At 71.6% G+C, this 24,047-nt stretch carries 20 protein-coding genes; 1 reads left to right on the plus strand and 19 read right to left on the minus strand.

Translation table 11 applies throughout. The annotated features are described in order from the left end of the window. Window positions 1–14: 14 nt before the first annotated feature. The 15 genes from WA788_RS17825 to WA788_RS17895 form a co-directional block, all read right to left on the minus strand. Window positions 15–194 carry a hypothetical protein gene (locus WA788_RS17825; protein ID WP_335978401.1) on the minus strand — a complete coding sequence of 60 codons (180 nt, stop codon included), beginning with the start codon at window positions 192–194 and terminating at the stop codon, window positions 15–17. A gap of 276 nt (window positions 195–470) precedes the next feature. Further along, a complete protein-coding gene (nuoN, locus tag WA788_RS17830; RefSeq protein ID WP_435125397.1) occupies window positions 471–2,132 on the minus strand; it encodes an NADH-quinone oxidoreductase subunit NuoN in 1,662 nt (553 codons plus the stop codon). Next, on the minus strand, window positions 2,129–3,775 hold the full coding sequence (locus WA788_RS17835; protein ID WP_335978402.1) for an NADH-quinone oxidoreductase subunit M: 1,647 nt from the start codon (window positions 3,773–3,775) through the stop codon (window positions 2,129–2,131). The genes nuoN and WA788_RS17835 overlap by 4 nt, the downstream gene beginning before the upstream one ends. Before the next feature lie 6 nt (window positions 3,776–3,781). Next, a complete protein-coding gene (nuoL, locus tag WA788_RS17840; RefSeq protein WP_335978403.1) occupies window positions 3,782–5,686 on the minus strand; it encodes an NADH-quinone oxidoreductase subunit L in 1,905 nt (634 codons plus the stop codon). A gap of 13 nt (window positions 5,687–5,699) precedes the next feature. Next, window positions 5,700–5,999, minus strand: coding sequence for an NADH-quinone oxidoreductase subunit NuoK (nuoK, locus tag WA788_RS17845; RefSeq protein WP_335978405.1), 300 nt, complete (start codon window positions 5,997–5,999; stop codon window positions 5,700–5,702). Continuing rightward, window positions 5,996–6,898, minus strand: coding sequence for an NADH-quinone oxidoreductase subunit J (locus WA788_RS17850; protein ID WP_335978406.1), 903 nt, complete (start codon window positions 6,896–6,898; stop codon window positions 5,996–5,998). The genes nuoK and WA788_RS17850 overlap by 4 nt, the downstream gene beginning before the upstream one ends. Continuing rightward, entirely contained in the window at window positions 6,895–7,554 is a 660-nt protein-coding gene (gene nuoI / locus WA788_RS17855; protein ID WP_335978407.1) for an NADH-quinone oxidoreductase subunit NuoI, read from the minus strand. The genes WA788_RS17850 and nuoI overlap by 4 nt, the downstream gene beginning before the upstream one ends. Then, window positions 7,547–8,980, minus strand: a complete 1,434-nt coding sequence (gene nuoH, locus WA788_RS17860) for an NADH-quinone oxidoreductase subunit NuoH (RefSeq protein WP_335978408.1) — start codon at window positions 8,978–8,980, stop codon at window positions 7,547–7,549. The genes nuoI and nuoH overlap by 8 nt, the downstream gene beginning before the upstream one ends. After that, window positions 8,977–11,466, minus strand: coding sequence for an NADH-quinone oxidoreductase subunit G (locus WA788_RS17865; protein ID WP_335978410.1), 2,490 nt, complete (start codon window positions 11,464–11,466; stop codon window positions 8,977–8,979). The genes nuoH and WA788_RS17865 overlap by 4 nt, the downstream gene beginning before the upstream one ends. Next, a complete protein-coding gene (nuoF, locus tag WA788_RS17870; protein WP_335978411.1) occupies window positions 11,463–12,797 on the minus strand; it encodes an NADH-quinone oxidoreductase subunit NuoF in 1,335 nt (444 codons plus the stop codon). The genes WA788_RS17865 and nuoF overlap by 4 nt, the downstream gene beginning before the upstream one ends. After that, on the minus strand, window positions 12,797–13,708 hold the full coding sequence (nuoE, locus tag WA788_RS17875; RefSeq protein ID WP_335978413.1) for an NADH-quinone oxidoreductase subunit NuoE: 912 nt from the start codon (window positions 13,706–13,708) through the stop codon (window positions 12,797–12,799). The genes nuoF and nuoE overlap by 1 nt, the downstream gene beginning before the upstream one ends. After that, window positions 13,705–15,042, minus strand: a complete 1,338-nt coding sequence (locus WA788_RS17880; RefSeq protein WP_335978415.1) for an NADH-quinone oxidoreductase subunit D — start codon at window positions 15,040–15,042, stop codon at window positions 13,705–13,707. The genes nuoE and WA788_RS17880 overlap by 4 nt, the downstream gene beginning before the upstream one ends. Further along, window positions 15,039–15,776 carry an NADH-quinone oxidoreductase subunit C gene (locus tag WA788_RS17885; RefSeq protein WP_335978418.1) on the minus strand — a complete coding sequence of 246 codons (738 nt, stop codon included), beginning with the start codon at window positions 15,774–15,776 and terminating at the stop codon, window positions 15,039–15,041. The genes WA788_RS17880 and WA788_RS17885 overlap by 4 nt, the downstream gene beginning before the upstream one ends. Further along, the gene (locus tag WA788_RS17890; protein WP_093785987.1) at window positions 15,773–16,327 is read right to left on the minus strand and encodes a NuoB/complex I 20 kDa subunit family protein; all 555 of its coding nucleotides are present in this window, start codon (window positions 16,325–16,327) and stop codon (window positions 15,773–15,775) included. Before WA788_RS17890 ends, WA788_RS17885 begins: the two co-directional genes overlap by 4 nt. 60 nt (window positions 16,328–16,387) lie before the next feature. Further along, entirely contained in the window at window positions 16,388–16,747 is a 360-nt protein-coding gene (locus WA788_RS17895) for an NADH-quinone oxidoreductase subunit A (protein ID WP_103887024.1), read from the minus strand. 725 nt (window positions 16,748–17,472) lie between these two features. On the opposite strand from WA788_RS17895, the gene WA788_RS17900 reads away from it, so the two are divergent. Further along, window positions 17,473–18,207 (plus strand): C40 family peptidase, encoded by a 735-nt coding sequence (locus tag WA788_RS17900; protein ID WP_335978422.1) that lies wholly within the window; start codon window positions 17,473–17,475, stop codon window positions 18,205–18,207. 106 nt (window positions 18,208–18,313) lie between these two features. On the opposite strand, the gene WA788_RS17905 is transcribed toward WA788_RS17900, so the two are convergent. The 4 genes from WA788_RS17905 to mqnC form a co-directional block, all read right to left on the minus strand. Further along, window positions 18,314–19,600: a geranylgeranyl reductase family protein gene (locus tag WA788_RS17905; protein ID WP_335978424.1), complete on the minus strand. Its 1,287-nt coding sequence runs from the start codon at window positions 19,598–19,600 to the stop codon at window positions 18,314–18,316. A gap of 130 nt (window positions 19,601–19,730) precedes the next feature. Next, entirely contained in the window at window positions 19,731–21,803 is a 2,073-nt protein-coding gene (locus tag WA788_RS17910; protein ID WP_335978426.1) for a zinc ribbon domain-containing protein, read from the minus strand. A 111-nt stretch (window positions 21,804–21,914) separates the two neighbouring features. Further along, window positions 21,915–22,616, minus strand: a complete 702-nt coding sequence (locus WA788_RS17915; protein ID WP_335978428.1) for a demethylmenaquinone methyltransferase — start codon at window positions 22,614–22,616, stop codon at window positions 21,915–21,917. Window positions 22,617–22,720: 104 nt separating this feature from the next. Continuing rightward, window positions 22,721–23,920 (minus strand): cyclic dehypoxanthinyl futalosine synthase, encoded by a 1,200-nt coding sequence (mqnC, locus tag WA788_RS17920; RefSeq protein ID WP_335978430.1) that lies wholly within the window; start codon window positions 23,918–23,920, stop codon window positions 22,721–22,723. Between the last annotated feature and the right edge of the window lie 127 nt (window positions 23,921–24,047).

Below are 24,047 nucleotides of genomic sequence, written 5' to 3' on the forward strand. Positions count from 1 at the left end.
CGAGCAGGCGGGCCTTACGCGTCGGGCAGGGTGCCGCCGCTGACGCTGATCGACACGCTGACGGAGCAGGTCACCAGTACGACGGACAGGATGGGCTGCACCTCGGTGCTCGCCAGCCGCTGCACGTCGGTGGCCCGCAGCGGCACGGCCGCCAGCTCGGTGCTGTCGTTCGCCTTCGCGGCAAGAGGGGACACGGGGGTTCTCCTTCGGTCGAGGCCGCCCGCTGAGGGCCGGCCGCCGTCACGTTCGGGCCCCACCCGAGGCGGGCCCGCTTCGCCCGGCCGAGGAGCGGCAGTGCGGTCGCGCCGTGGCCGGCGACGGCGTTCAGCATTCCCCACCCCCCGCCCACCGGTCAACTGATGTGAATAACAAACCCCCATCCGTTCATCTGAGTTGACATCCCGTACGGGGAAACGGCGAAGGGGGCCCGGGATACCGGGCCCCCTACGCACCAAGGGTGGGGTGGTGGGTCAGCGGACGAAGACGCCGGCCTTGTCGGCGAGGTCCAGGAAGTACTGGGGGGCCAGGCCCAGGACGACCGTGACGGCGACGCCGAGGGCGATCGCGGTCGAGGTGAGCGGGGAGGGCACGGCGACGGAGGGGCCGTCGGCCTTGGGCTCGCTGAAGAACATCAGCACGATCACCCGGATGTAGAAGAACGCCGCGATCGCCGAGGAGATCACACCCACGATGACCAGCGGCATCGCCCCGCCCTGCGCCGCGGCCTTGAAGACCGCGAACTTCCCCGCGAACCCGGAGGTCAGCGGGATACCGGCGAACGCCAGCAGGAACACCGCGAAGACCGCGGCGACCAGCGGCGAGCGGCGGCCCAGGCCCGCCCAGCGCGACAGGTGGGTGGCCTCGCCGCCCGCGTCGCGCACCAGGGTGACCACTGCGAACGCGCCGAGGGTCACGAAGGAGTACGCGGCCAGGTAGAACAGCACCGACGACACGCCCGCCTTGTCGGTGGCGATCACGCCGGCCAGGATGAACCCGGCGTGCGCGACGGACGAGTAGGCCAGCAGCCGCTTCACATCGGTCTGGGTGACCGCGATCACCGCGCCGATGACCATCGTGGCGATCGCCACGCCCCACATCACCGGCCGCCAGTCCCAGCGCATCCCCGGCAGCACCACGTACAGCAGCCGCAGCAGCGCGCCGAACGCGGCGACCTTGGTGGCCGCGGCCATGAACCCGGTGACCGGGGTCGGCGCGCCCTGGTAGACGTCCGGCGTCCACATGTGGAACGGCACCGCGCCGACCTTGAACAGCAGCCCGACCGCGACCATCGCCAGCCCGATCAGCAGCAGCGCGTCGTTCCCGGTGGTGTCGGCGAGCGCCGGGGTGATCTTCGCGGTGCCGTCGACCACCGAGGAGATCCCGGAGTACGACACGGTGCCCGCGTAGCCGTACAGCAGCGCGATGCCGAAGAGCAGGAACGCCGACGAGAAGGCGCCGAGCAGGAAGTACTTGACCGCGGCCTCCTGCGACATCAGCCGGTTGCGGCGGGCGAGCGCGCACAGGATGTACAGCGGCAGGGAGAAGACCTCCAGCGCCACGAAGAGCGTCAGCAGGTCGTTCGCCGCCGGGAAGACCAGCATCCCGCCGACCGCGAAGAGCAGCAGCGGGAAGACCTCGGTGGTGGTGAACCCGGCGCGGACCGCGGCCTTCTCCTGGTCGCCGCCGGGCACCGCGGAGCCCTGTGCGGCGAAGGAGTCGACGTGCCGGCCGTGGGCCTTCGGGTCGAGCCGTCGCTCGGCGAAGGTGAACACCGCGACCAGCGACACCAGCAGGATGGTGCCCTGGAGGAAGAGCGCCGGGCCGTCCACGGCCACCGCGCCCATCGCCGCGATGTGCGCCTTCGTGGTGCCGTAGCCCTTCTCGGCGAGCGCCACCACGGCGGCGAACGCGGCGGCCAGGCCGACCACGGCCAGCACCACCTGGGTGGTGTAGCGGGACCGGCGGGGCACGAACGCCTCGGCGAGCACCCCCACCATCGCCACGCCGAAGACGATCAGCACCGGGGACAGCTGCGCGTACTCGATGTGCGGGGTGGGGAAGCGGTCCGTGGTGGACGCGGCGCTCGTCCACAGGGTGTGGACGGCGGGTCCCGTATGCAGTGCGGCGCTCACTTCTTCGCCTCCAGCGCGGGCTTGGGGTCGGTCTTGTGCACGTCGGAGAGCGTGTGCTGGACCGACGGGTTGACGATGTCCGCCACCGGCTTGGGGTACACGCCGAGGAAGAGCAGCAGCGCGATCAGCGGTGCGACCACCAGCAGTTCACGTGCCTTCAGGTCGGCCATGCCCTCGATGCCGGCCTTCACCGGGCCGGTCATGGTGCGCTGGTAGAGCACCAGCACGTACAGCGCGGCGAGCACGATGCCCAGCGTGGCGACGATGCCGAGCACCGGGTGCCGGCTGAAGGTACCGACCAGCACCAGGAACTCGCTGACGAACGGCGCGAGCCCCGGCAGCGACAGCGTGGCCAGGCCGCCGACCATGAAGGTGCCGGCGAGTACCGGCGCGACCTTCTGCACCCCGCCGAAGTCGTCGATCAACCGCGACCCGCGCCGGGTGATCAGGAACCCGGCGACCAGCATCAACGCGGCGGTGGAGATGCCGTGGTTGACCATGTAGAGCGTCGCGCCGGACTGGCCCTGGCTGGTCATCGCGAAGATGCCCAGGATGATGAAGCCGAAGTGCGACACCGACGCGTAGGCGATCAGCCGCTTGATGTCGCGCTGGCCGACCGCGAGCAGCGCGCCGTAGATGATGCTGATCACCGCGAGCACCAGGATCACCGGGGTCGCCCACTTCGAGGCGTCCGGGAAGAGCTGGAGGCAGAAGCGCAGCATCGCGAACGTGCCGACCTTGTCCACCACCGCGGTGATCAGCACCGCGATCGGCGCGGTGGACTCGCCCATCGCGTTCGGCAGCCAGGTGTGCAGCGGCCACAGCGGCGCCTTCACCGCGAAGGCGAAGAAGAAGCCGAGGAAGAGCCAGCGCTCGGTGGTGGTGGACAGGTCCAGGTGCCCGGCGGCGCGGGCGGTGAGGATCTCCTGCAACGAGAAGGTGCCGGTGCCCAGTTGGTCCGCGGTCGCGGCGTACAGCCCGATCACCGCGGCCAGCATGATCAGCCCGCCGACCAGGTTGTACAGCAGGAACTTCACCGCCGCGTACGAACGCTGGCGGGCCGCCTCCTCCTCGCCGGAGGCGTGCGCCCGGTCGCCGAAGCCGCCGATGAGGAAGTACATCGGGATCAGCATCGCTTCGAAGAAGATGTAGAAGAGGAAGACGTCGGTGGCCTCGAAGGAGAGCACCACCATCGCCTCGACCAGCAGGATCAGCGCGAAGAAGCCCTGGGTGGGCCGCCAGTCGAGAGGCTTTCTCGCCGAAGGCAGGGGCCGGTTCGGGCCCGCGGCGGAGCCGCTGTCAGGTACCGGCCCCTCCAGCGGGTCGGCGTCGTGCCAGCCGGCGAGCATCACGAACGGGATCAGCACCGCGGTCAGCGCGACCATGACGACCGCGATGCCGTCCACGCCCAGGTCGTAGTGGAGCCCGAAGCTCTTGACCCAGGTGTGCGACTCGGTGAGCTGGTAGCGGTCGCCGTGCGGGTCGAACCGCACCAGCGCCACGATCGCCAGCACCAGCGTGCCCAGCGAGAACGCCAGCGCCGTGTACTTGGCGGCGAGGCGGCGCGCGGCGGGCACCGCGGCGGTGACGACGGCGCCGACCGCGGGCAGCGCCGCGGTGGTGGTCAGCAGAGGAAACGACATGAGCTATCAGACCGCCCTCATGAGAAGGGTCGCGGCGACCACCACCGCGGTACCGCCGAGCATGGAGACGGCGTACGACCTGACGTAGCCGTTCTGGAGCCGGCGCAGCCGTCCGGACAGCCCGCCGACGGAGGCGGCCGTACCGTTGACGGCGCCGTCGACCAGGGTGTGGTCGAGGTAGACCAGCGAGCGGGTCAGGTGCTCGCCGCCCCGGACCAGCACCACGTGGTTGAAGTCGTCCTGGAGCAGGTCGCGGCGGGCCGCCCGGGTGGCCAGGCTGCCGCGCGGCGCGACCGCGGGCACGGTCCTGCGCCCGTACATCAGCCAGGCGATGCCGACGCCGACCACCAGGCAGACCATGGTGGCGGCGGTGACGGTGCCGGTGCTCAGCGGCGAGTCGCCCTCGCTGTGCCCGGTGACCGGCTCCAGCCACTTCAGGAACGAGGAGTTGATGCTGAACGCCGCGCCGGCGAACACCGACCCGAACGCGAGGATGATCATGGGAACCGTCATGGAGGCCGGCGACTCGTGCGGGTGGGGCTCCCGCCCTTCGGCGTCCGGCACCCACCGCTTCTCGCCGAAGAACGTCATCAGCATCACGCGCGTCATGTAGAAGGCGGTGACCGCGGCGCCCAGCAGGGCCGCGCTGCCGAGAATCCAGCCCTCGGTGCCGCCCTTGGCGTACGCCGCCTCGATGATCTTGTCCTTGGAGAAGAAGCCGGACAGCCCCGGGAAGCCGATGATCGCCAGGTAGCCCAGGCCGAAGGTGACGAAGGTGATCGGCATGTACCTGCGCAGACCGCCGTAGCGGCGCATGTCCACCTCGTCGTTCATGCCGTGCATCACCGAGCCGGCGCCGAGGAACAGCCCCGCCTTGAAGAAGCCGTGCGTGACCAGGTGCATGATCGCGAAGACGTAGCCGATCGGGCCGAGCCCGGCCGCCATGATCATGTAGCCGATCTGCGACATCGTGGAGCCGGCCAGCGCCTTCTTGATGTCGTCCTTGGCGCAACCGACGATCGCACCGAAGAGCAGCGTGACCGCGCCGACGGTGACCACCGCGGTCTGCGCGTCCGGCGCCGCGTTGAAGATCGTCCCGGAGCGGACGATCAGGTAGACGCCCGCGGTCACCATGGTCGCGGCGTGGATCAGGGCCGAGACCGGGGTCGGGCCCTCCATCGCGTCGCCGAGCCAGGACTGGAGCGGTACCTGCGCGGACTTGCCGCACGCGGCGAGCAGCAGCATGAAGCCGATGCCGGTGACCGTGGCGTGCTGGGTGGCCGACGCCCCGGCCGCGGCCGGCAGCACGTCGGCGAAGGCGAACGAGCCGAACGTGGTGAACATCAGCATGATGCCGATGGACAGCCCCATGTCGCCGACCCGGTTGACCAGGAACGCCTTCTTCGCCGCGGTCGCCGCGCTGGGCTTGTGCTGCCAGAAGCCGATCAGCAGGTAGGACGCCAGGCCGACGCCCTCCCAGCCGGCGTACAGCAGGAGGTAGTTGTCGGCGAGCACCAGCAGCAGCATCGCCGCGAGGAAGAGGTTGAGGTAGCCGAAGAAGCGGCGGCGGCGCTCGTCGTGCTCCATGTAGCCGATCGAGTAGATGTGGATCAGGGTGCCCACACCGGTGATCAGCAGCACGAACGTCATCGACAACTGGTCGAGCTGGAAGCCGACCTGGGCCTGGAAGCCCTCCACCGGCACCCAGGTGAACAGGTGGGAGTGCAGGGCGCGGTGGTCGGCGCTCTTGCCGAGCATGTTGACGAAGAGCACCACACCGAGCACGAAGGACAGCAGCGCGAACACGGTGCCCAGCAGGTGGCCGCCGCGGTCGAGCCGGCGGCCGCCGGTGAGCAGGATGCCCGCGCCCAGCAGCGGCGCCGCGACGAGCAGTCCGATCAGGGTTTCCACGTCTCGCAGCCCCTTACAGCTTCATCAGGTTCGCGTCGTCGACCGAGGCCGAGTGGCGGGTTCGGTAGATCGACACGATGATCGCCAGGCCGACCACGACCTCGGCGGCCGCGACGACCATCGTGAAGAACGCGATGACCTGCCCGTCGAGGTTGCCGTGCAGCCGGGAGAAGGTGACGAACGCCAGGTTGCAGGCGTTCAGCATCAGCTCCACGCACATGAACACCACGATCGCGTTGCGCCGGATCAGGACGCCGGCCGCGCCGATGGTGAACAGCAGCGCCGCCAGGTAGAGGTAGTTCACCGGGTTCATTTCGCCCCCTCCTGCGCGGGCTCGGTGTCCCGCTCGCCGTCCTGCGCCAACTCGGGGTGTTCCGGGGCCTGTTCGGGGGCGCGTTCCAGCCACTCGTCGGAGCGCTGGTCGAGTGCGGCCAGCCGCCGCATGGCGTCCCGCGACACGTCGCGGATCTGGCCGCGGTCGCGCAGCGTGGAGCTGACCGACAGTTCGGCGACCGAGCCGTCCGGCAGCAGCGCCGGCACGTCGACCGCGTTGTGCCGGGCGTAGGTGCCCGGCGCCGGCAGCGGGGTGACCTGGCGGCCCTCGCGGACCCGGGCCTCGGCCAGCTCCCGCTGGGTGCGCCGCTCCTCGGTCCGCTCGCGGTGGGTGAGCACCATCGCGCCGATCGCCGCGGTGATCAGCAGCGCGCCGGTGATCTCGAACGCCCACACGTACCTGGTGAACACCAGGTGGGCCAGGCCCGGCACGTTGCCGCCGTCCACCGCGTTGGCCGCGCCGGTGCCGGCGAAGGTGTCCAGGGAGGCGTTGGCGATGCCCGCGATCAGCAGGATGCCGAAGCCGAGGCCGCACAGCGCGGCCATCCAGCGCTGGCCCTTCAGCGTCTCCTTCAGCGAGTCGGCGGCGGTGATGCCGACCAGCATGACGACGAAGAGGAAGAGCATCATGATCGCGCCGGTGTAGACGACGATCTGCACCACGCCGAGGAAGTACGCGCCCTGGGCGAGGTAGAACACCGCCAGCACGATCATGGTGCCGGCCAGCGACAGCGCGCTGTGCACGGACTTCTTCATCAGGACGGTGCCGAGCGCGCCGAGCACCGCGACGGTCCCCAGCACCCAGAACTGCACGGCCTCGCCGGTGGACGTCTGGTAGGCGGCCGCGGCCAGCGGCAGCGACTGCAACGAGCCGGTCATGCTTCCTCCCCCGTTCCGGCCGGGGCGGTGCCGCCGGGCGCGACGGTCTCGGCCGCCTCCGGCTCACCGGTGTACGGGTTCTCGACGGGCACCGACTCCTCGGGCTTCTCGCCCTTGGAGACGGCGACCTGCCGTACGGTGCCGGGCGCCGCCTCGGTGACCGCGCCGCGGTAGTAGTCGCCCTCGTCCATGCCGGGGAAGATCGAGTGCGGCGACTCGACCATGCCCTCCTCCAGCCCGGCGAGCAGCTGCTCCTTGGTGAAGATCAGCGACTCGCGGGTGCGGTCGGCGAGTTCGTACTCGTTGGTCATGGTCAGCGCGCGGGTCGGGCACGCCTCGATGCACAGCCCGCACAGGATGCAGCGGGCGTAGTTGATCTGGTAGACGCGGCCGTAGCGCTCGCCCGGGGAGTAGCGCTCCTCGTCGGTGTTGTCCGCGCCCTCCACGTAGATCGCGTCGGCCGGGCAGGCCCAGGCGCACAGCTCGCAGCCGACGCACTTCTCCAGGCCGTCGGGGTGCCGGTTGAGCTGGTGGCGGCCGTGGAACCGCGGCGCGGTCGGCTTCTTGTACTCGGGGTACTGCTCGGTCAGGCGCTTCTTGAACATGGCCTTGAAGGTCACGCCGAAGCCCGCGACCGGGTCCAGGAACTCAGGCATCGCCGTCCTCCGTGTTCTCCGTCTGCGCGGCGTCCGCACCGGGTGCGCCGGACGCACCGGGCGCGCCGGACGCACTGGATGCGCCTACGAGTTGGGCCTGCGCGCGGCTGGGCCGCCGCGGCGCCGGCTCGGCCTGCTGGCCCGGCAGCGGCGGCACCGGGTAGCCGCCCGCCATCGGGTCGAACCGCTGCTGCGGGCCGAGCGCCCCGCCGGTCGCGGGCTCCTTGCGTTTCTCCTCGCGCTCGCGCAGCACGTCGATCACGAGCGAGACCAGCAGCAGCGCCACGACCGCGCCGCCGACGTAGAGCACGATCTTGGTGAAGTCGTAGTTCTCGTTGCGCATCGCCTTCACCGCGGCCACCAGCATCAGCCAGACCATGGAGACCGGGATGAGCACCTTCCAGCCGAGCTTCATCAGCTGGTCGTACCGGACCCGGGGCAGGGTGCCGCGCAGCCAGATGAAGAAGAAGAGCAGCAGCTGCACCTTGATGACGAACCACAGCAGCGGCCACCAGCCGTGGTTGGCGCCGGCCCAGAAGGTGCTGATCGGCCAGGGGGCCCGCCAGCCGCCGAGGAAGAGGGTGGTGGCGACCGCGGAGACCGTCACCATGTTGACGTACTCGGCGAGCATGAACAGCGCGAACTTGATCGAGCTGTACTCGGTGTTGAAGCCGCCGACCAGGTCGCCCTCGGACTCCGGCATGTCGAACGGCGCCCGGTTGGTCTCGCCGATCATCGTGCAGATGTACACCAGGAACGACACCGGCAGCAGGATGATGTACCAGCGGCCGTGCTGCGCCTCGACGATGGTCGAGGTGGACATCGACCCGGAGTAGAGGAAGACCGCCGCGAAGGACAGGCCCATCGCGATCTCGTAGGAGATCATCTGCGCGGACGCGCGCAGGCCGCCGAGCAGCGGGTAGGTCGAGCCGGACGACCAGCCGGCGAGCACGATGCCGTAGATGCCGACGGACGCCGTGGCCAGGATGTAGAGGATGCCGATCGGCAGGTCGGTGAGCTGCATCGCGGTGCGGTGGCCGAAGACGGACACCTCGTTGTCGGCCGGGCCGAACGGGATCACCGCGAACGACATGAACGCGGGGATCGCGGCCACGATCGGCGCGAGGACGAAGACCACCTTGTCCGCGCGCTTGACGGTGAGGTCCTCCTTCAGCATCAGCTTCACGCCGTCGGCGAGCGACTGGAGCATGCCCCACGGGCCGTGCCGGTTCGGGCCGATCCGCAGCTGCATCCAGGCGACGACCTTGCGCTCCCACACGATGGAGAAGAGCACGGTCAGCATCGCGAAGGCGAAGCAGAACACCGCCTTGACGACGATCAGCCACCACGGGTCGGTGCCGAAGAAGGAGAGGTTCTCCGTGGTGGTGGCGGCGAGTCGGACGCCGCCGGGGGCAAGGGCGGTCATGACTGGACCTCCGCGGTGAGCTGCGCGCCGAGCGTGACGACCTGTCCCGGGCCGGCGCCGGTGTCCGAGGCGACGCCGCCGCCAGCGGAGTTGAGCGGCACCCACACCACCCGGTCCGGCATCGGGGTGACCGCCAGCGGCAGCGCCACGCTGCCGGCCGGGCCGGTCACGGTGAGGATGTCGCCGTCGGCCACCCCGACCTCCTCGGCCGTCGCGGCCGACAGCCGGGCGACGGCCGCGTGCCGGGTGGCGGCCAGCGCGTCGTCGCCGTCCTGGAGCCGGCCCTGGTCGAGCAGCAGCCGGTGCCCGGCGAGCACCGCCTGCCCGGCCGCGGGCCGGGGCAGCGGCACCGACACGGCGGCGGGCGCCTGCGCGCGGGGCCCGGACCACCCGGTCAGGCGGTCGATCTCGCGGCGGGCGGCCCGCACGTCCGACAGGCCCAGGGCCACGTCGAGCGCGTCGGCGAGCATCGTCAGCACCCGGGCGTCGCTGAGCTGGTGCCGGGTGGTGGCCTGGTCGGGCTTGATCGCGGTCTCGAACATCCGCACCCGGCCCTCCCAGTTGAGGAAGGTGCCGGACTTCTCGGCGACCACGGCGACCGGCAGCACCACGTCGGCGCGCTCGGTGACCTCGCTCGGCCGCTGCTCCAGGCTGACCAGGAACCCGACGTTGCCGAACGCGGCCCTGGCCCGCGCCGGGTCGGGCAGGTCCGCGACCTCGACGCCGCCGACCACCAGCGCGGCCACCTCGCCCGCGGCCGCGGCCGCCAGGATCTGCCCGGTGTCGCGGCCGAACCCGGTCGGCAGGGCCGGCAGGCCCCACACCCGGGCGACCTCGTCGCGGCCGCGCGGGTCGGTGAGCGGGCGCCCGCCGGGCAGCAGCCCGGGCAGCGCCCCCGCCTCGACCGCGCCGCGCTCCCCGGCCCGGCGCGGAATCCACGCGGTGCGCGCGCCGGTCGCCGCGGCCAGCCGCAGCACCCCGGTCAGCCCGCCCGGCACGGCCGCCAGCCGCTCACCGACCAGGATCACCGAGCCCGGCGCGCGCAGCGCGTCGGCGGCCAGCCGGCCGGCCTCGTCCAGGCCGACCCCACCGGCCAGCGCGTCCAGCCAGTCCGGTTCGGTGCCCGGGGCGGCCGGCAGCAGCACGCCGCCGGCCTTCTCCAGGCCGCGCGAGGCGTGGGTGGCCAGCGCGAACGTCTGCTGCTTGCTCTTGCGGTGCGCTTTGCGCAGCCGCAGGAAGACGCCGGGCGCCTCCTCCTCGGCCTCGAGTCCGGCCAGCAGCACCGTCGGCGCCTGCTCCAGCGCCAGGTTGGTCACCCCGGCGTCGCCCCCGACGTCGACACCGCGCCCGGCGACGTGGGCGGCGAGGAAGTCGGCCTCCTCCTCGGAGTGCGGGCGGGCCCGGAAGTCCACGTCGTTGGTGCCGAGCGCCACCCGGGCGAACTTGCCGTACGCGTAGGCGTCCTCGACGGTGAGCCGGCCGCCGGGCAGCACCGCGGCCCGGCCGTGCGCGGCGGTCAGCCCCGCGGCGGCCGCGGCCAGCGCCTCCGGCCAGCTGGCGGGGGCGAGTTCACCGTCGGCGCCGCGCACCAGCGGGTGGGTGAGGCGCTCGGGGCGCTGCGCGTAGCGGAAGCCGAAGCGGCCCTTGTCGCACAGCCACTCCTCGTTGACCTCCGGGTCGTTGGCGGCCAGCCGCCGCATGACCTTGCCGCGCCGGTGGTCGGTGCGGGTGGCGCAGCCGCCCGCGCAGTGCTCGCACACCGACGGCGAGGAGACCAGGTCGAAGGGGCGGGAGCGGAACCGGTAGGCGGCGGAGGTGAGCGCGCCGACCGGGCAGATCTGGATGGTGTTGCCGGAGAAGTACGACTCGAACGGGTCGCCCTCGCCGATCCCGACCTGCTGGAGCGCGCCGCGCTCGAGGAGTTCGATCATCGGGTCGCCGGCGATCTGCTGGCTGAAGCGGGTGCAGCGCGCGCACAGCACGCACCGCTCGCGGTCCAGCAGCACCTGCGCGGAGATCGGCACGGGCTTGTCGTAGGTGCGCTTGCGGCCCTCGAAGCGGGAGTCGGGGTCGCCCACCGACATCGCCTGGTTCTGCAGCGGGCACTCGCCGCCCTTGTCGCAGACCGGGCAGTCCAGCGGGTGGTTGATCAGCAGCAGCTCCATCACGCCGCGCTGCGCCTTCTCGGCGACCGGCGAGGTGAGCTGGGTGGTGATCACCATGCCGTCGGTGCAGGTGATGGTGCAGGAGGCGACCGGCTTGCGCTGGCCCTCGATCTCCACGATGCACTGGCGGCAGGCGCCGGCCGGGTCGAGCAGCGGGTGGTCGCAGAACCGGGGGATCTCGATGCCGAGCTGCTCGGCGGCGCGGATCACCAGGGTGCCCTTGGCCACCGAGATCGGGATGCCGTCGATGGTGACCGAGACCAGGTCCTCGGGGGGCGGCGCCGGCTGCCCCCCGGAGGGTGCGTTTGTCATGATGGTCACGCGTGGGCCTCCGTACGGGACGTGTCGGCCCAGGCGGTGGAGCGGGCCGGGTCGAAGGGGCAGCCTCCGCGCTCGATGTGCTCCTCGTACTCCGCGCGGAAGTACTTCAGCGAGGAGAAGATCGGGGCGGCGGCGCCGTCGCCGAGGGCGCAGAAGGACTTGCCGTTGATGTTGTCGGCGATGTCCTGGAGCTTGTCGAGATCTTCCGGCCGGCCCTTGCCGGCCTCGATGTCGCGCAGCAACTGGACCAGCCAGTACGTCCCTTCGCGGCAGGGCGTGCACTTGCCGCAGGACTCGTGGGCGTAGAACTCCGTCCAGCGGGTGACGGCCCGCACCACGCAGGTGGTCTCGTCGAAGCACTGGAGCGCCTTGGTGCCGAGCATGGAGCCGGCCGCGCCGACGCCCTCGTAGTCCAGCGGCACGTCGAGGTGCTCGTCGGTGAACATCGGGGTGGAGGAGCCGCCGGGGGTCCAGAACTTCAGCCGGTGGCCGGGCCGCATCCCGCCGCCCATGTCGAGGAGCTGGCGCAGCGTGATGCCGAGCGGCCCCTCGTACTGGCCGGGGCGGGCGACGTGGCCGGAGAGCGAGTAGAGCGTGAAGCCCGGGGACTTCTCGCTGCCCATCGACCGGAACCACTCCTTGCCGCGCTGGATGATCGCGGGCACCGAGGCGATCGACTCCACGTTGTTCACCACGGTCGGGCAGGCGTACAGGCCCTCGACGGCGGGGAACGGCGGGCGCAGCCGGGGCTGGCCGCGGCGCCCCTCCAGGGAGTCCAGCAGCGCGGTCTCCTCGCCGCAGATGTACGCGCCGGCCCCGGCGTGCACGGTGAGTTCGAGGTCGAAGCCGGTGCCCTTGATGTCCTTGCCGAGGTAGCCGGCGGCGTACGCCTCGCGGACCGCCTCGTGCAGGCGGCGCAGCACGGGGACCACCTCGCCGCGCAGGTAGATGAAGGCGTGGTGCGAGCGGATCGCGTAGCAGGCGATCACGATGCCCTCGATCAGGGAGTGCGGGTTGGCGAAGAGCAGCGGGATGTCCTTGCAGGTCCCGGGCTCGGACTCGTCGGCGTTGACCACCAGGTAGTGGGGCTTGCCGTCGCCCTGCGGGATGAACTGCCACTTCATGCCGGTGGGGAAGCCCGCGCCGCCGCGGCCGCGCAGGCCGGAGTCCTTGACGTAGGCGATCAGGTCGTCCGGGGCCATCGCGAGCGCCTTGGTGAGCGCTTCGTACCCCTCGTGCCGCCGGTAGGTCTCCAGCGTCCACGACCGCGGGTCGTCCCAGAACGCCGACAGTACGGGCGCGAGCAGCTTCTCGGCCGGTTCCACGGTCATCACTCGCCCTCCTCCTCGGTGGCGTGGTCGTCCACGTGGTCCGCGACCGGGTCCGACGGGTGCGCCGGGTCGGACTGCGCGGTCTGCGCGGGTGCGTCGTGCGAGCTGGGGTGCTGCGCGGGCGACGGCGAGGTGGCGGTGTCGTACGTCCCCGCGTCGTCGCGCGGCGATGCCTCGCGCTGGCCGACCACCTTCGGTGCGTGCAACTCGCCGCGGTGCAGCCGCAGGCCGGCCAGGGAGGCGGGCCCGGCGCCGCCGGTCGCCTCGACGGCGCCCGCGCGCTCGTCGGGGAAGCCGGCCAGGATGCGCGCGGTCTGCCGGTAGGTGCACAGCGGCGCACCGCGGGTGGGGCGGACCTCGCGGCCGGCGATCAGGTCGTCGACGAGCTGCTTGGCCGACTCGGGCGTCTGGTCGTCGAAGAACTCCCAGTTGACCATCACCACGGGTGCGAAGTCGCAGGCCGCGTTGCACTCGATGTGCTCGAGGGTGACCTTGCCGTCCTCGGTGGTCTCGTCGTTGCCGACGCCGAGGTGGCGCTGCAGCTCCTCGAAGATCGCGTCGCCGCCCATCACGGCGCACAGCGTGTTGGTGCAGACGCCGACCTGGTACTCGCCGGACGGCTTGCGCCGGTACATCGTGTAGAAGGTGGCGACCGCGGTGACCTCGGCGGTGGTCAGGCCCAACTGCTCGGCGCAGAACCGGACGCCGGTGCGGGTGACGTACCCCTCCTCGGACTGCACCAGGTGCAGCAGCGGCAGCAGCGCGCTGCGCGAGCCGGGGTAGCGGGCGATCACCTCCGCGGCGTCGCGCTCCAGCCGGGCCCGGACGTCGGCCGGGTAGTCGGGGGCGGGCATCTCGGGGATGCCCAGGGACACGGCCTGCGCGCCGGTTGCCGGTGCGGGCTCGGTCATCGGTCGACACCTCCCATCACGGGGTCGATGGACGCCACCGCCACGATGACGTCGGCGACCTGGCCGCCCTCGCACATCGCGGCCATGGTCTGCAGGTTGGTGAAGGACGGGTCGCGGAAGTGCACCCGGTACGGGCGGGTGCCGCCGTCGCTGACGGCGTGCACGCCCAGCTCGCCCTTGGCCGACTCGACGGAGGAGTACGCCTGTCCCGGCGGCACCCGGAAGCCCTCGGTGACGAGCTTGAAGTGGTGGATCAGGGCCTCCATGGAGGTGCCCATGATCTTCTTGATGTGGTCCAGGGAGTTGCCCATGCCGTCCGGGCCGAGCGCGAGTTGCGCGGGCCAGGCGATCTTCTTGTCCGCGACCATCACCGGCCCGGGGGCGAGCCGGTCCAGGCACTGCTCGACGATCCGCAGGCTCTGGTGCATCTCCTCCAGGCGGACCCGGAACCGGCCGTAGGAGTCGCAGGTGTCGGTGGTCGGCACGTCGAACTCGTAGTTCTCGTAGCCGCAGTACGGCTCGGCCTTGCGCAGGTCGTGCGGCAGGCCGGCGGCGCGCAGGATCGGGCCGGTGGCGCCGAGCGCCATGCAGCCGGTCAGGTCGAGGTAGCCGACGCCCTGCATCCGGCCCTTGAAGATCGGGTTGCCGGTGGCGAGCTTGTCGTACTCCGGCAGGTTCTTCCGGAACTTCTTCACGAACTCGCGGATCTGGTCCACCGCGCCGGGCGGCAGGTCCTGGGCGAGGCCGCCGGGGCGGACGTAGGCGTGGTTCATCCGCAGGCCGGTGACCAGCTCGAAGATGTCGAGGATGTACTCGCGGTCGCGGAAGCCGTAGATCATGATGGTGGTGGCGCCCAGCTCCATGCCGCCGGTGGCGATGCACACCAGGTGGGAGGCGATCCGGTTGAGCTCCATCAGCAGCACCCGGATGACGCTGGCCCGGTCCGGGATCTGGTCGGTGATGCCGAGCAGCTTCTCCACCGCGAGGCAGTAGGCGGTCTCGTTGAACAGCGGCGTGAGGTAGTCCATGCGCGTCACGAAGGTGGACCCCTGGGTCCACGTCCGGAACTCCATGTTCTTCTCGATGCCGGTGTGCAGGTAGCCGATGCCGGAGCGGGCTTCGGTGACCGTCTCGCCGTCGATCTCCAGGATGAGCCGGAGCACGCCGTGGGTGGACGGGTGCTGGGGGCCCATGTTGACGATGATCCGCTCGTCGTCGGCCTTGCCGACGGTCTCGGCGAGTTCGTCCCAGTCCCCGCCGGTGACGGTGAACACCCGGCCCTCGGTGGTCTCCCGCTCGTCGGCGGGTTGCGGGGCGGTGTATCCGTAACTCATGAGTACGACCTCCGCTGGTCGGGAGCCGGGATCTGGGCGCCCTTGTACTCGACGGGGATGCCGCCGAGCGGGTAGTCCTTGCGCTGCGGGTGGCCGGGCCAGTCGTCCGGCATCATGATCCGGGTGAGCGCGGGGTGGCCGTCGAAGACGAGGCCGAAGAAGTCGTAGGTCTCGCGCTCGTGCCAGTCGTTGGTCGGGTAGACCGCGACCAGCGAGGGGACGTGCGGGTCGGCGTCGGGCGCGCTGGTCTCGATCCGCAGCCGGCGGCCGTGGGTGAGCGAGCGCAGGTGGTACACCGCGTGCAGCTCGCGGCCCGTGTCGCCGGGGTAGTGCACGCCGCTGACGCCGGTGCACAGCTCGAAGCGGAGCGCGGGGTCGTCGCGCAGCGTGCGGGCGACCCGGACCAGGTGCTCGCGGGCGATGTGGAAGGTGAGTTCGCCGCGGTCGACGACGGTCTTCTCGATCGCCTCGGCCGGCGGCAGCCCCTGCTCCTCCAGGGCGCCTTCCAGTTCGTCGGCGATCTCGTCGAAGGGGTCGCCGTAGGGGCGGTGGGCGGCGCCGGGCAGCCGCACAGTGCGCACCAGGCCGCCGTAGCCGCTGGTGTCACCGCCGCCGGAGGAGCCGAACATCCCGGTGCGGACGCCGATCACCTCGCCGGCGTCGTGCCGCTGCGCGGGTACCGCGCCCTCGCCCGCTTCCTCGGGCAGCTCGGGCGGGTTGGGGGTGGCCGTCATCGCAGCAGCCCCTTCATCTCGATCGTCGGGAGCGCCTTGCGTGCCGCTTCCTCCGCCTCGCGGGCGGCGGCCTCGCGGTTCACGCCGAGCTTGCCGTGCTGGATCTTCTCGTGGAGCTTGAGGATCGCGTCGAGGAGCATCTCGGGGCGCGGCGGGCAGCCGGGCAGGTAGATGTCGACGGGCACCACGTGGTCGACGCCCTGCACGATCGCGTAGTTGTTGAACATGCCGCCGCTGGAGGCGCACACGCCCATCGAGATCACCCACTTGGGGTTCGGCATCTGGTCGTAGACCTGGCGCAGCACCGGCGCCATCTTCTGGCTCACCCGGCCGGCCACGATCATCAGGTCGGCCTGGCGCGGTGAGCCGCGGAAGACCTCCATGCCGAACCGGGCCATGTCGTACCGCCCGGCGCCGGTCGTCATCATCTCGATGGCGCAGCAGGCCAGGCCGAAGGTGGCCGGGAAGACCGACGCCTTACGCACCCAGCCCGCCGCCGTCTCCACCGTCGTCAGCAGGAATCCGCTCGGCAGTTTCTCTTCGATACCCATGGGTTGCTCCTGGTCTCCTCGGTCCCCTGGTCGCCGTCAGTTGCCGGAACTCGCCGGGCTCTAGTCCCACTCCAGGCCGCCGCGCCGCCAGACGTAGGCGTAGGCGACGAAGACGGTGAGCACGAAGAGGAGCATCTCGACGAGCCCGAACATCCCCAGCCGGTCGAAGGTGACCGCCCAGGGATAGAGGAAGACGATTTCGATGTCGAAGACGATGAAGAGCATCGCCGTCAGGTAGTACTTGATCGGGAAGCGGCCACCACCGGCCGGCTGCGGAGTGGGCTCGATGCCGCACTCGTACGCCTCCAACTTGGCCCGGTTGTACCGTTTCGGCCCGATGATCGAGGCCATGAAAACGGAGAAGATCGCGAAGCCGGCCGCGAGGCCGCCCAGCACGAGGATGGGCGCGTAGGCGTTCACCGTCCCCCGCTCCTTCCAGTCGACTGTGACTGATGTACGGACCGTGCCCGGGTCGGCGCACGCCGTCACAGAATCGCGAAGATCGCGGCCATGTGAGGCAGTTCACAAGCCCAAGCCGCCTGCATACTATGCCTCCCGGTCTGTGATCTGCGACACGGGGGTCAGCACCGACTTTGTGATCTCCACCACCTGACAGTCGATCATCAGGTCGGATGAACGCCAATGTTGCGCCAGATGGCACCCAAATGATCACCGGACGTTACATCCGAGGGTGTTCTCGCTGGTCAGAGCGTCGATTCCACTACCAGACGATGGCCCGTACAGGCAAATTGGCCCTGGACTTGACAGCGTGGTAGCGCCACCCAACTCGCCCGGGTGACCCGTGGAACCCGGGAATGACGCGCGTGAACGCGTGCACGAGCACATAACGAACCTGAGCCATGAAAACGGACCAAAGCCCCCGTCAAGCAAGATCGATAATCGGGCAATTGGGCCGTGGCCACGTCAACTGTGGCGCATCCCACCTTTATTGAACGGAACCATTCGTTCCTGATAGCCAGAGACGCATGTCCCCGAACACAACCCGGACACAGGTGTCCGATACGCATCCCCATAGCGGCCGCCGACGGCACGCGGCGCCCCGCGACCCGAAGTGGGTTCGCCGGGCCGGACTCGTCGGCGGTGTCGTCAGCGCGTTCGCCCTGTGCGGCGCGGCCGCTCCGGCCATGGCCGAGTCCACGCACACCACCACCACCGCCGCCGCCCCGTCACGGGCCGGGCTCGAGGCCCGCAGTGCGACGTTCTCCACGACGGCCTCCGCTCAGCAGGCCGTTGCCGCGCTGGAGCGGGAGGCGCTGGCCGCCGCGCTCGCCGCCGACCAGGAGAAGGCCGCCGCCGACGCGGCGAAGTCCGCGGCCAAGGCCCACAAGGCCGCGCTGCGCAAGGCCGCCGCCGCCGCGAAGGCGAAGGCCGCCAAGGCCGAAGCCGCCGCCAAGGCCGCCGCACAGAGCGCCGCCACGGCCTCGACCGGCTCCGCCGGGCAGAGTTCGACCACCGCCACCACCGCGGCCACCACGTCGGGCACCACCGCCACCGCGGCCTCGTCCAGCAAGGCCGACCAGCTGATCGCCTTCCTGAAGTCCCAGCTCGGCAAGCCCTACGTCTACGGCGCCACCGGCCCCGACTCGTACGACTGCTCCGGCCTGACCCAGGCGGCGTTCGCCTCCATCGGCATCGACATCCCGCGCACCTCGCAGGAGCAGTCGACCGCCGGCACGCCCGTCTCGCTCTCCGCCCTCCAGCCCGGCGACCTCATCTTCTGGGGCGGCGAGGGCAGCGCCTACCACGTCGGCGTCTTCATCGGGAACGGCCAGTACCTCGACGCGGCCAACTCCTCCACGCCGGTCGCCATCCACCAGCTCGCGGACTACGAGCCCGACTGGGCGGTCAACGTCCTCTGAGCACCCCCGCTCCCCCGCGAACAGCGGGAGGCGGCCCCGTCACGCCCTCTTCCGGGCCGACGCGGACCACCTCCCGCTGATTCGTGTGCAGTTGTCGCGTTCGTCCTCAGGCGCGCGGGGTGATCTTGGTGAGGCCGTTGATGATGCGGTCCATCGCGTCGCCGCCGGTCGGGTCGGTGAGGTTGGCCAGCAGCTTGAGGCAGAAGCGCATCAGCATCGGGTGGGTCAGACCGCGCTGGGTGCACAGCTGGAGCACCTTGGGGTTGCCGATGAGCTTCACGAAGGCGCGGCCGAGGTTGTAGTAGCCGCCGTAGGTGTCCTTCAGGATGCGCGGGTAGGCGGCGAGCGCCAGTTCGCGCTGCGCGGCGCCGGCCCGGGCGTGCGCCTGGGTGATCACGTCAGCGGCGAGCTGGCCGGATTCCATCGCATAGGCGATGCCCTCGCCGTTGAACGGATTGACCAGCCCGCCCGCGTCGCCGACCAGCAGCAGACCGCGGGTGTAATGCGGCTGGCGGTTGAAGGCCATCGGCAGCGCGGCACCGCGGATCGGCCCGGTCATGTTCTCCGGGGTGAACCCCCAGTCCTCCGGCATGGAGCCGACCCACGCCTTGAGCACCTCGCGCCAGTCCAGCTCGCGGAAGGCCGCCGAGGAGTCGAGGATGCCCAGCCCCACGTTGGCGGTGCCGTCGCCGAGGCCGAAGATCCAGCCGTAGCCCGGCAGCTGGCGCGGCGCGGCGCCGCGCCGGTCCCACAGCTCCAGCCAGGACTCCAGGTAGTCGTCCTCGTGCCGGGGCGAGGTGAAGTAGGTGCGCACCGCGACGCCCATCGGGCGGTCGTCGCGCCGGTGCAGGCCCATCGCCAGCGACAGCCGGGTGGAGTTGCCGTCGGCGGCGACCACCAGCGGCGCGTGGAAGGCGACCGGGGTCTTCTCCTCGCCGAGCTTGGCGGTGACCCCGGTGATCCGGCCGGTGCGCTCCTCGATGATCGGGGCGCCGACGTTGCACCGCTCGTACAGCCGCGCGCCGGCCTTCACCGCCTGCTCGGCGAGCATCTGGTCGAAGTCGTCGCGGCGGCGCACCAGTCCGTAGTCCGGGTAGGCGGCCAGTTCCGGCCAGTCCATCTCCAGCCGCATGCCGCCGCTGATGATGCGCAGGCCCTTGTTGCGCAGCCAGCCCGCCTCCTCGGAGACGTCGATGCCCATCTGCACCAGCTGCTTGGTGGCGCGCGGGGTCAGCCCGTCGCCGCAGACCTTCTCCCGCGGGAAGGCCGTCTTCTCCAGCAGCAGCACGTCCAGACCGGACTTGGCCAGGTAGTAGGCGGTCGTCGAACCGGCGGGCCCGGCGCCGACGACGATCACATCGGCGCTGCGCTCTGACAGGGCGGTGTCGGTCACGTGGGCTCTCCCGGTTCGGCAAGGGGCTGTTGCTGGCACTGGACGCCGGCAGCGGACGTCATGCCGAGTGTATGAGGCCGCCGGTCCCCGTGGAGCGGCGGCTCTCGGGGCAGGCCCCGGTCCGTGCCGGTCAGCGGTGGTCGGGCGGCTCCGGCGGCTGCTTGCGCAGCCGGTCCGGCTGCACCACGCCGAGGTCGTGCACGGTGGGTTCCGCGGGCCCGGGCGGCCCGGGCGGCTGCGGCGGCCCGTACGGCCCGGCGGGCGCGGCGGGTTGGGCCGGCACCGCGGCGCCGAAGGTCCCGCCGGGCACGTCGTACGCCCCGCCCCGGCCGGGTCCGCCCTGCGGCGCCGGGGCGTACGGCGAGGGCGCGCCGGCGCCCGGGTAGGGCGCGTTCGGCACCCGGCCGCCGAACACCCGCCAGACGTACGGCGCGACCAGCACCCCGCCGAACGTCCACAGCAGGCCGAACCCCAGCAGCTCCGGCACCTGCGTACCCACGCTGGTGTGGGTGAGCGCCCCGGTGCCCACCAGGCTGGAGTCCCCGCCCGTGTGCGCGCCGCTGACGGCGGCGAGGATCACCAGCAGGAGCGTGAACAGCCCGGCGACCGCGAACTGTTCGGGCCGGCCCCGGTTGCGCCGAAGGGCCAGCACCCCGATCAGCAGCGCGCAGCCGAGCCCGCCCGCGACGGTGCCGGCCACCGACCAGCCGCCCCACACGTGGTCGAGGTCGCCCAGGCCGAAGGAGACGTGCCGGGCCTGCGAGCCGCTGCTGGCGCCGACCCGGAAGGGCGCGCCCCAGCCCAGCCCCAGCCCGGACACCCCGAGGTTGACCAGCAGCAGGCCGGCGGCGGTCAGGCCCCAGCCGGTGAGGTCGTGGTAGTGCGCGGCCGCGATCACGAAGACCACGGTGCCCGCGACGAGCAGGGTCGCCAGCAGCGCGATCGCGGTGGTGGCGAGCACCCGGTACGCGGCGGCGGCGCCCGGCCGCGCGGCCAGCCACGCGGTCAGCGCCGGACGGCACAGCACGACCAGCGCTGTCACCAGGCTGAGCACGAAGGTCCACAGCGCGGCGAGGAACGGCGCGGTGGTGAAGTGCACCAGCTCGATGCGGGGTTCGGCGAAGAAGCCGATGGCGAGCACCGCGGCGGCGGCCAGCAGCGCGACCCGTACGGCCGCCGCGGCCGCCTCGGCGGTGAGGGCCGAGCCGGGCCCGGCGGGTATGCCCGCGGCGGCGGCCTGCGCCTGCTGCCGCCGGCGCAGCGCGCGCAGGCCGAGCACCAGCACCAGGACCCAGAGCAGGGTGACCGACCAGGGCAGGACCGACAGCGAGGCGTGCACCGTGTGGGAGTGGCCGCTGCCGCTGCCGCCGCCGCTCATCGTGTAGCCGATGTCGCTGCCGTCGGTGCCGTCCGACCCGTCGGAGCCGCTGTCGTAGCCGTCGGACCCGTCGCTGCTGTAACCGTCGGAACCGTCCGTGCTGTAGCCGTCGGAGCCGTCGTCGTAACCGTCGCTGCCACCGTCGGAGAAGTCGAACCCGTCGCTGCCACCGGAGGAGTCGTCGTAACCGTCGCTGCCGCCGTCGGAGTAGTCGAATCCGTCACTGCCGCCGTCGGAGAACTCGTCGCCGCCGCTGCTGCCGTCGGACGAACCGTCGCCGCTGTCGTCCGAGTCGTCGAAGACGGAGTCCTCGGTGTAGGTCGCGTTCGCCCTGAGGTTGCCGCCCAGCCCCTGGACGAGCGCCGCCAGGGCGGCCCGGGTGCGGGTGGCCATTCCGACGGTGCCGCTGGGCAGGGCGGTCCCGGCGACCCCCGCGATCGCCAGGGCCGCCGCGACTATGGTGAGCGCCGGGCCGAGCGCGACCAGCAGCGGGCCCTCCCAGCGGCCGGTGAACACCCGGCGGACGAACACGGCGGCGGGCGAGGGCCCGGCCGGCGCGGGGGGCGGGTAGGGGCCGGGCGCGTAGCCGGGTGGGGCCGCGGCGCCGGCGTACGGCGGTGCGGGCGGTGGCGCGGTGGGCGGCGGCAACGGCCCGACGTGCGTGGGCGTGGGCCCAGGCGCGGCCGTGGGTGCGGCCGCCGGTGGCGGCGGCGCGGCGGGCTGCGCGGGAAGGGACGGCGCGGTCAGGTCACGGCCGCAGCGCGGGCAGAAGCGGTTGCCTTCCGCCTCGGCGACCTGGTTCCCGCACGCGGGACAGAACGGCATCGGCAACTCCGGAAAACGGCGGGGCTGCGTTCCCCCCGCAGACAAGGCAGCATATGGCCCCTACCGGCCGCAACCACCCGGAATACCGGATTCCGTTCGAACAGCGGGCGGTTACGCCGCCGGCCCGTTCGTGCCGCGGTGCAGCGCCACGATCCCGCCGGTCAGGTTCCGCCAGGCCACGCCCGTCCAGCCGGCGTCCTTCAACCGCCCGCCCAGCGCCCGCTGGTCGGGCCAGGCGCGGATCGACTCCGCGAGGTACACGTAGGCGTCCGGATTGCTGCTCACCCTGGTCGCCACCGGGGGCAGCGCGCGCATCAGGTACTCGGTGTACGCGGTGCGCAGCGGCCGGTACGTCGGGTGGCTGAACTCGCAGATCACCAGCCGCCCGCCGGGCCGGACCACCCGGCGCATCTCGCGCAGCGCCGCGTCCACGTCCTGCACGTTGCGCAGCGCGAAGGAGATGGTGACCGCGTCGAACACCCCGTCCGCGAACGGCAGCCGGGTCGCGTCGCCCGCGGTCAGCGGCAGTTCGGGGTGCCGGCTCTTGCCCTGGCGCAGCATGCCCAGCGAGAAGTCGCAGGGGACGACCCAGCCGCCGGCCGCGGCGAACGGCAGCGACGACGTCGCGGTGCCCGCGCCCAGGTCGAGCACCCGCTCGCCCGGCCGCACGTCGAGCGCCTGCGCCACGGCCCGCCGCCACAGCCGCGTCTGGCCGAGCGACAGCACGTCGTTCGTCAGGTCGTACTTCGCCGCCACCTTGTCGAACATCGCGGCGACGTCCTGCGGCTGCTTCTCCAACGATGCCCGGGTCACGCGACTCACCTTACGGGGTGCGCCGCGCACGGCCCGGCACACCCCCGCGGGGCCGCGGCGGGCGGCCGGCTCCGGTTAGATCCGGTTAGATCCGGTCAGTCCGGTCAGTTGGAGGGAAGGAGCTTCAGCTCGGGGTGGGCGGTGCCGCCCTCGATCGCGGTCGAGGACAGGTGCGAGACCACGTGGTCGTCGACCGGGTCGTTCGCCGGGTCGTCGTGGACGACGAGGTGCTCGTAGGTGGTCGCGCGCTGCGCGGGCACCCGCCCGGCGGAGCGGATGAGGTGGATCAGTTCCATGCGGTTGGAGCGGTGCTTCGCGCCGGCCGAGGAGACCACGTTCTCCTCCAGCATGACCGACCCGAGGTCGTCCGCGCCGTAGTGCAGCGAGAGCTGGCCGACCTCCTTGCCGGTGGTCAGCCAGGACCCCTGGATGTGGGCCACGTTGTCGAGGAAGAGCCGCGCGATCGCGATCATCCGCAGGTACTCGAAGAGCGTCGCCTGCGTCTGGCCCTTCAGGTGGTTGTTCTCCGGCTGGTAGGTGTACGGGATGAACGCCCGGAACCCGCCGGTGCGGTCCTGCACGTCGCGGATCATCCGCAGGTGCTCGATCCGCTCCGCGTTGGTCTCGCCGGTGCCCATCAGCATGGTCGTGGTGGACTCCACCCCGAGCCGGTGCGCGGTCTCCATGATCTCCAGCCACCGCTCGCCGGACTCCTTCAGCGGCGCGATCGCCTTGCGCGGCCGCTCCGGCAGCAGTTCGGCCCCGGCGCCGGCGAACGAGTCGAGCCCGGCGGCGTGGATGCGGCGGATCGCCTCCTCCGCGCTGACCCCGGAGATCCGCGCCATGTGGTCGATCTCGGAGGCGCCCAGCGAGTGGATCACCAGCTGCGGGAACTCCCGCTTGATCGCGGCGAAGTGCTCCTCGTAGTACTCCACGCCGTAGTCCGGGTGGTGGCCGCCCTGGAACATGATCTGGGTGCCGCCGAGTTCGACGGTCTCCGCGCAGCGGCGCAGGATGTCGTCCAGGCTGCGGCTCCAGCCCTTGTCGGTGTCCTTCGGCGCCGCGTAGAACGCGCAGAACTTGCAGGCGGTGACGCAGACGTTGGTGTAGTTGATGTTGCGCTCGATGATGTACGTCGCGATGTGCTCGGTGCCGGCGAAGCGGCGGCGGCGCACCGCGTCGGCCGCGGCGCCCAGGGCGTGCAGCGGGGCGGAGCGGTAGATGTCGAGCGCTTCCTCCGGGGTGATCCTGCCGCCCGCGGCGGCGCGGTCGAGGACGGCTGCGAGGTCGGTCGGAGAGGTCACCGTGGCAGGCCCTTCGGAGGACGGGAGATCGGTCCGGCCCAGCGTACGCCAGCGGCCGGTGGCACTTTCAGGTGCCGTACGGGGCGGCGCGCGGCCGCGCCCGTACGGCGCCCGGCCCGCCGCGCGG

The organism is Streptomyces sp. CA2R106, from assembly GCF_037034245.1.
Taxonomy (GTDB): domain Bacteria; phylum Actinomycetota; class Actinomycetes; order Streptomycetales; family Streptomycetaceae; genus Actinacidiphila.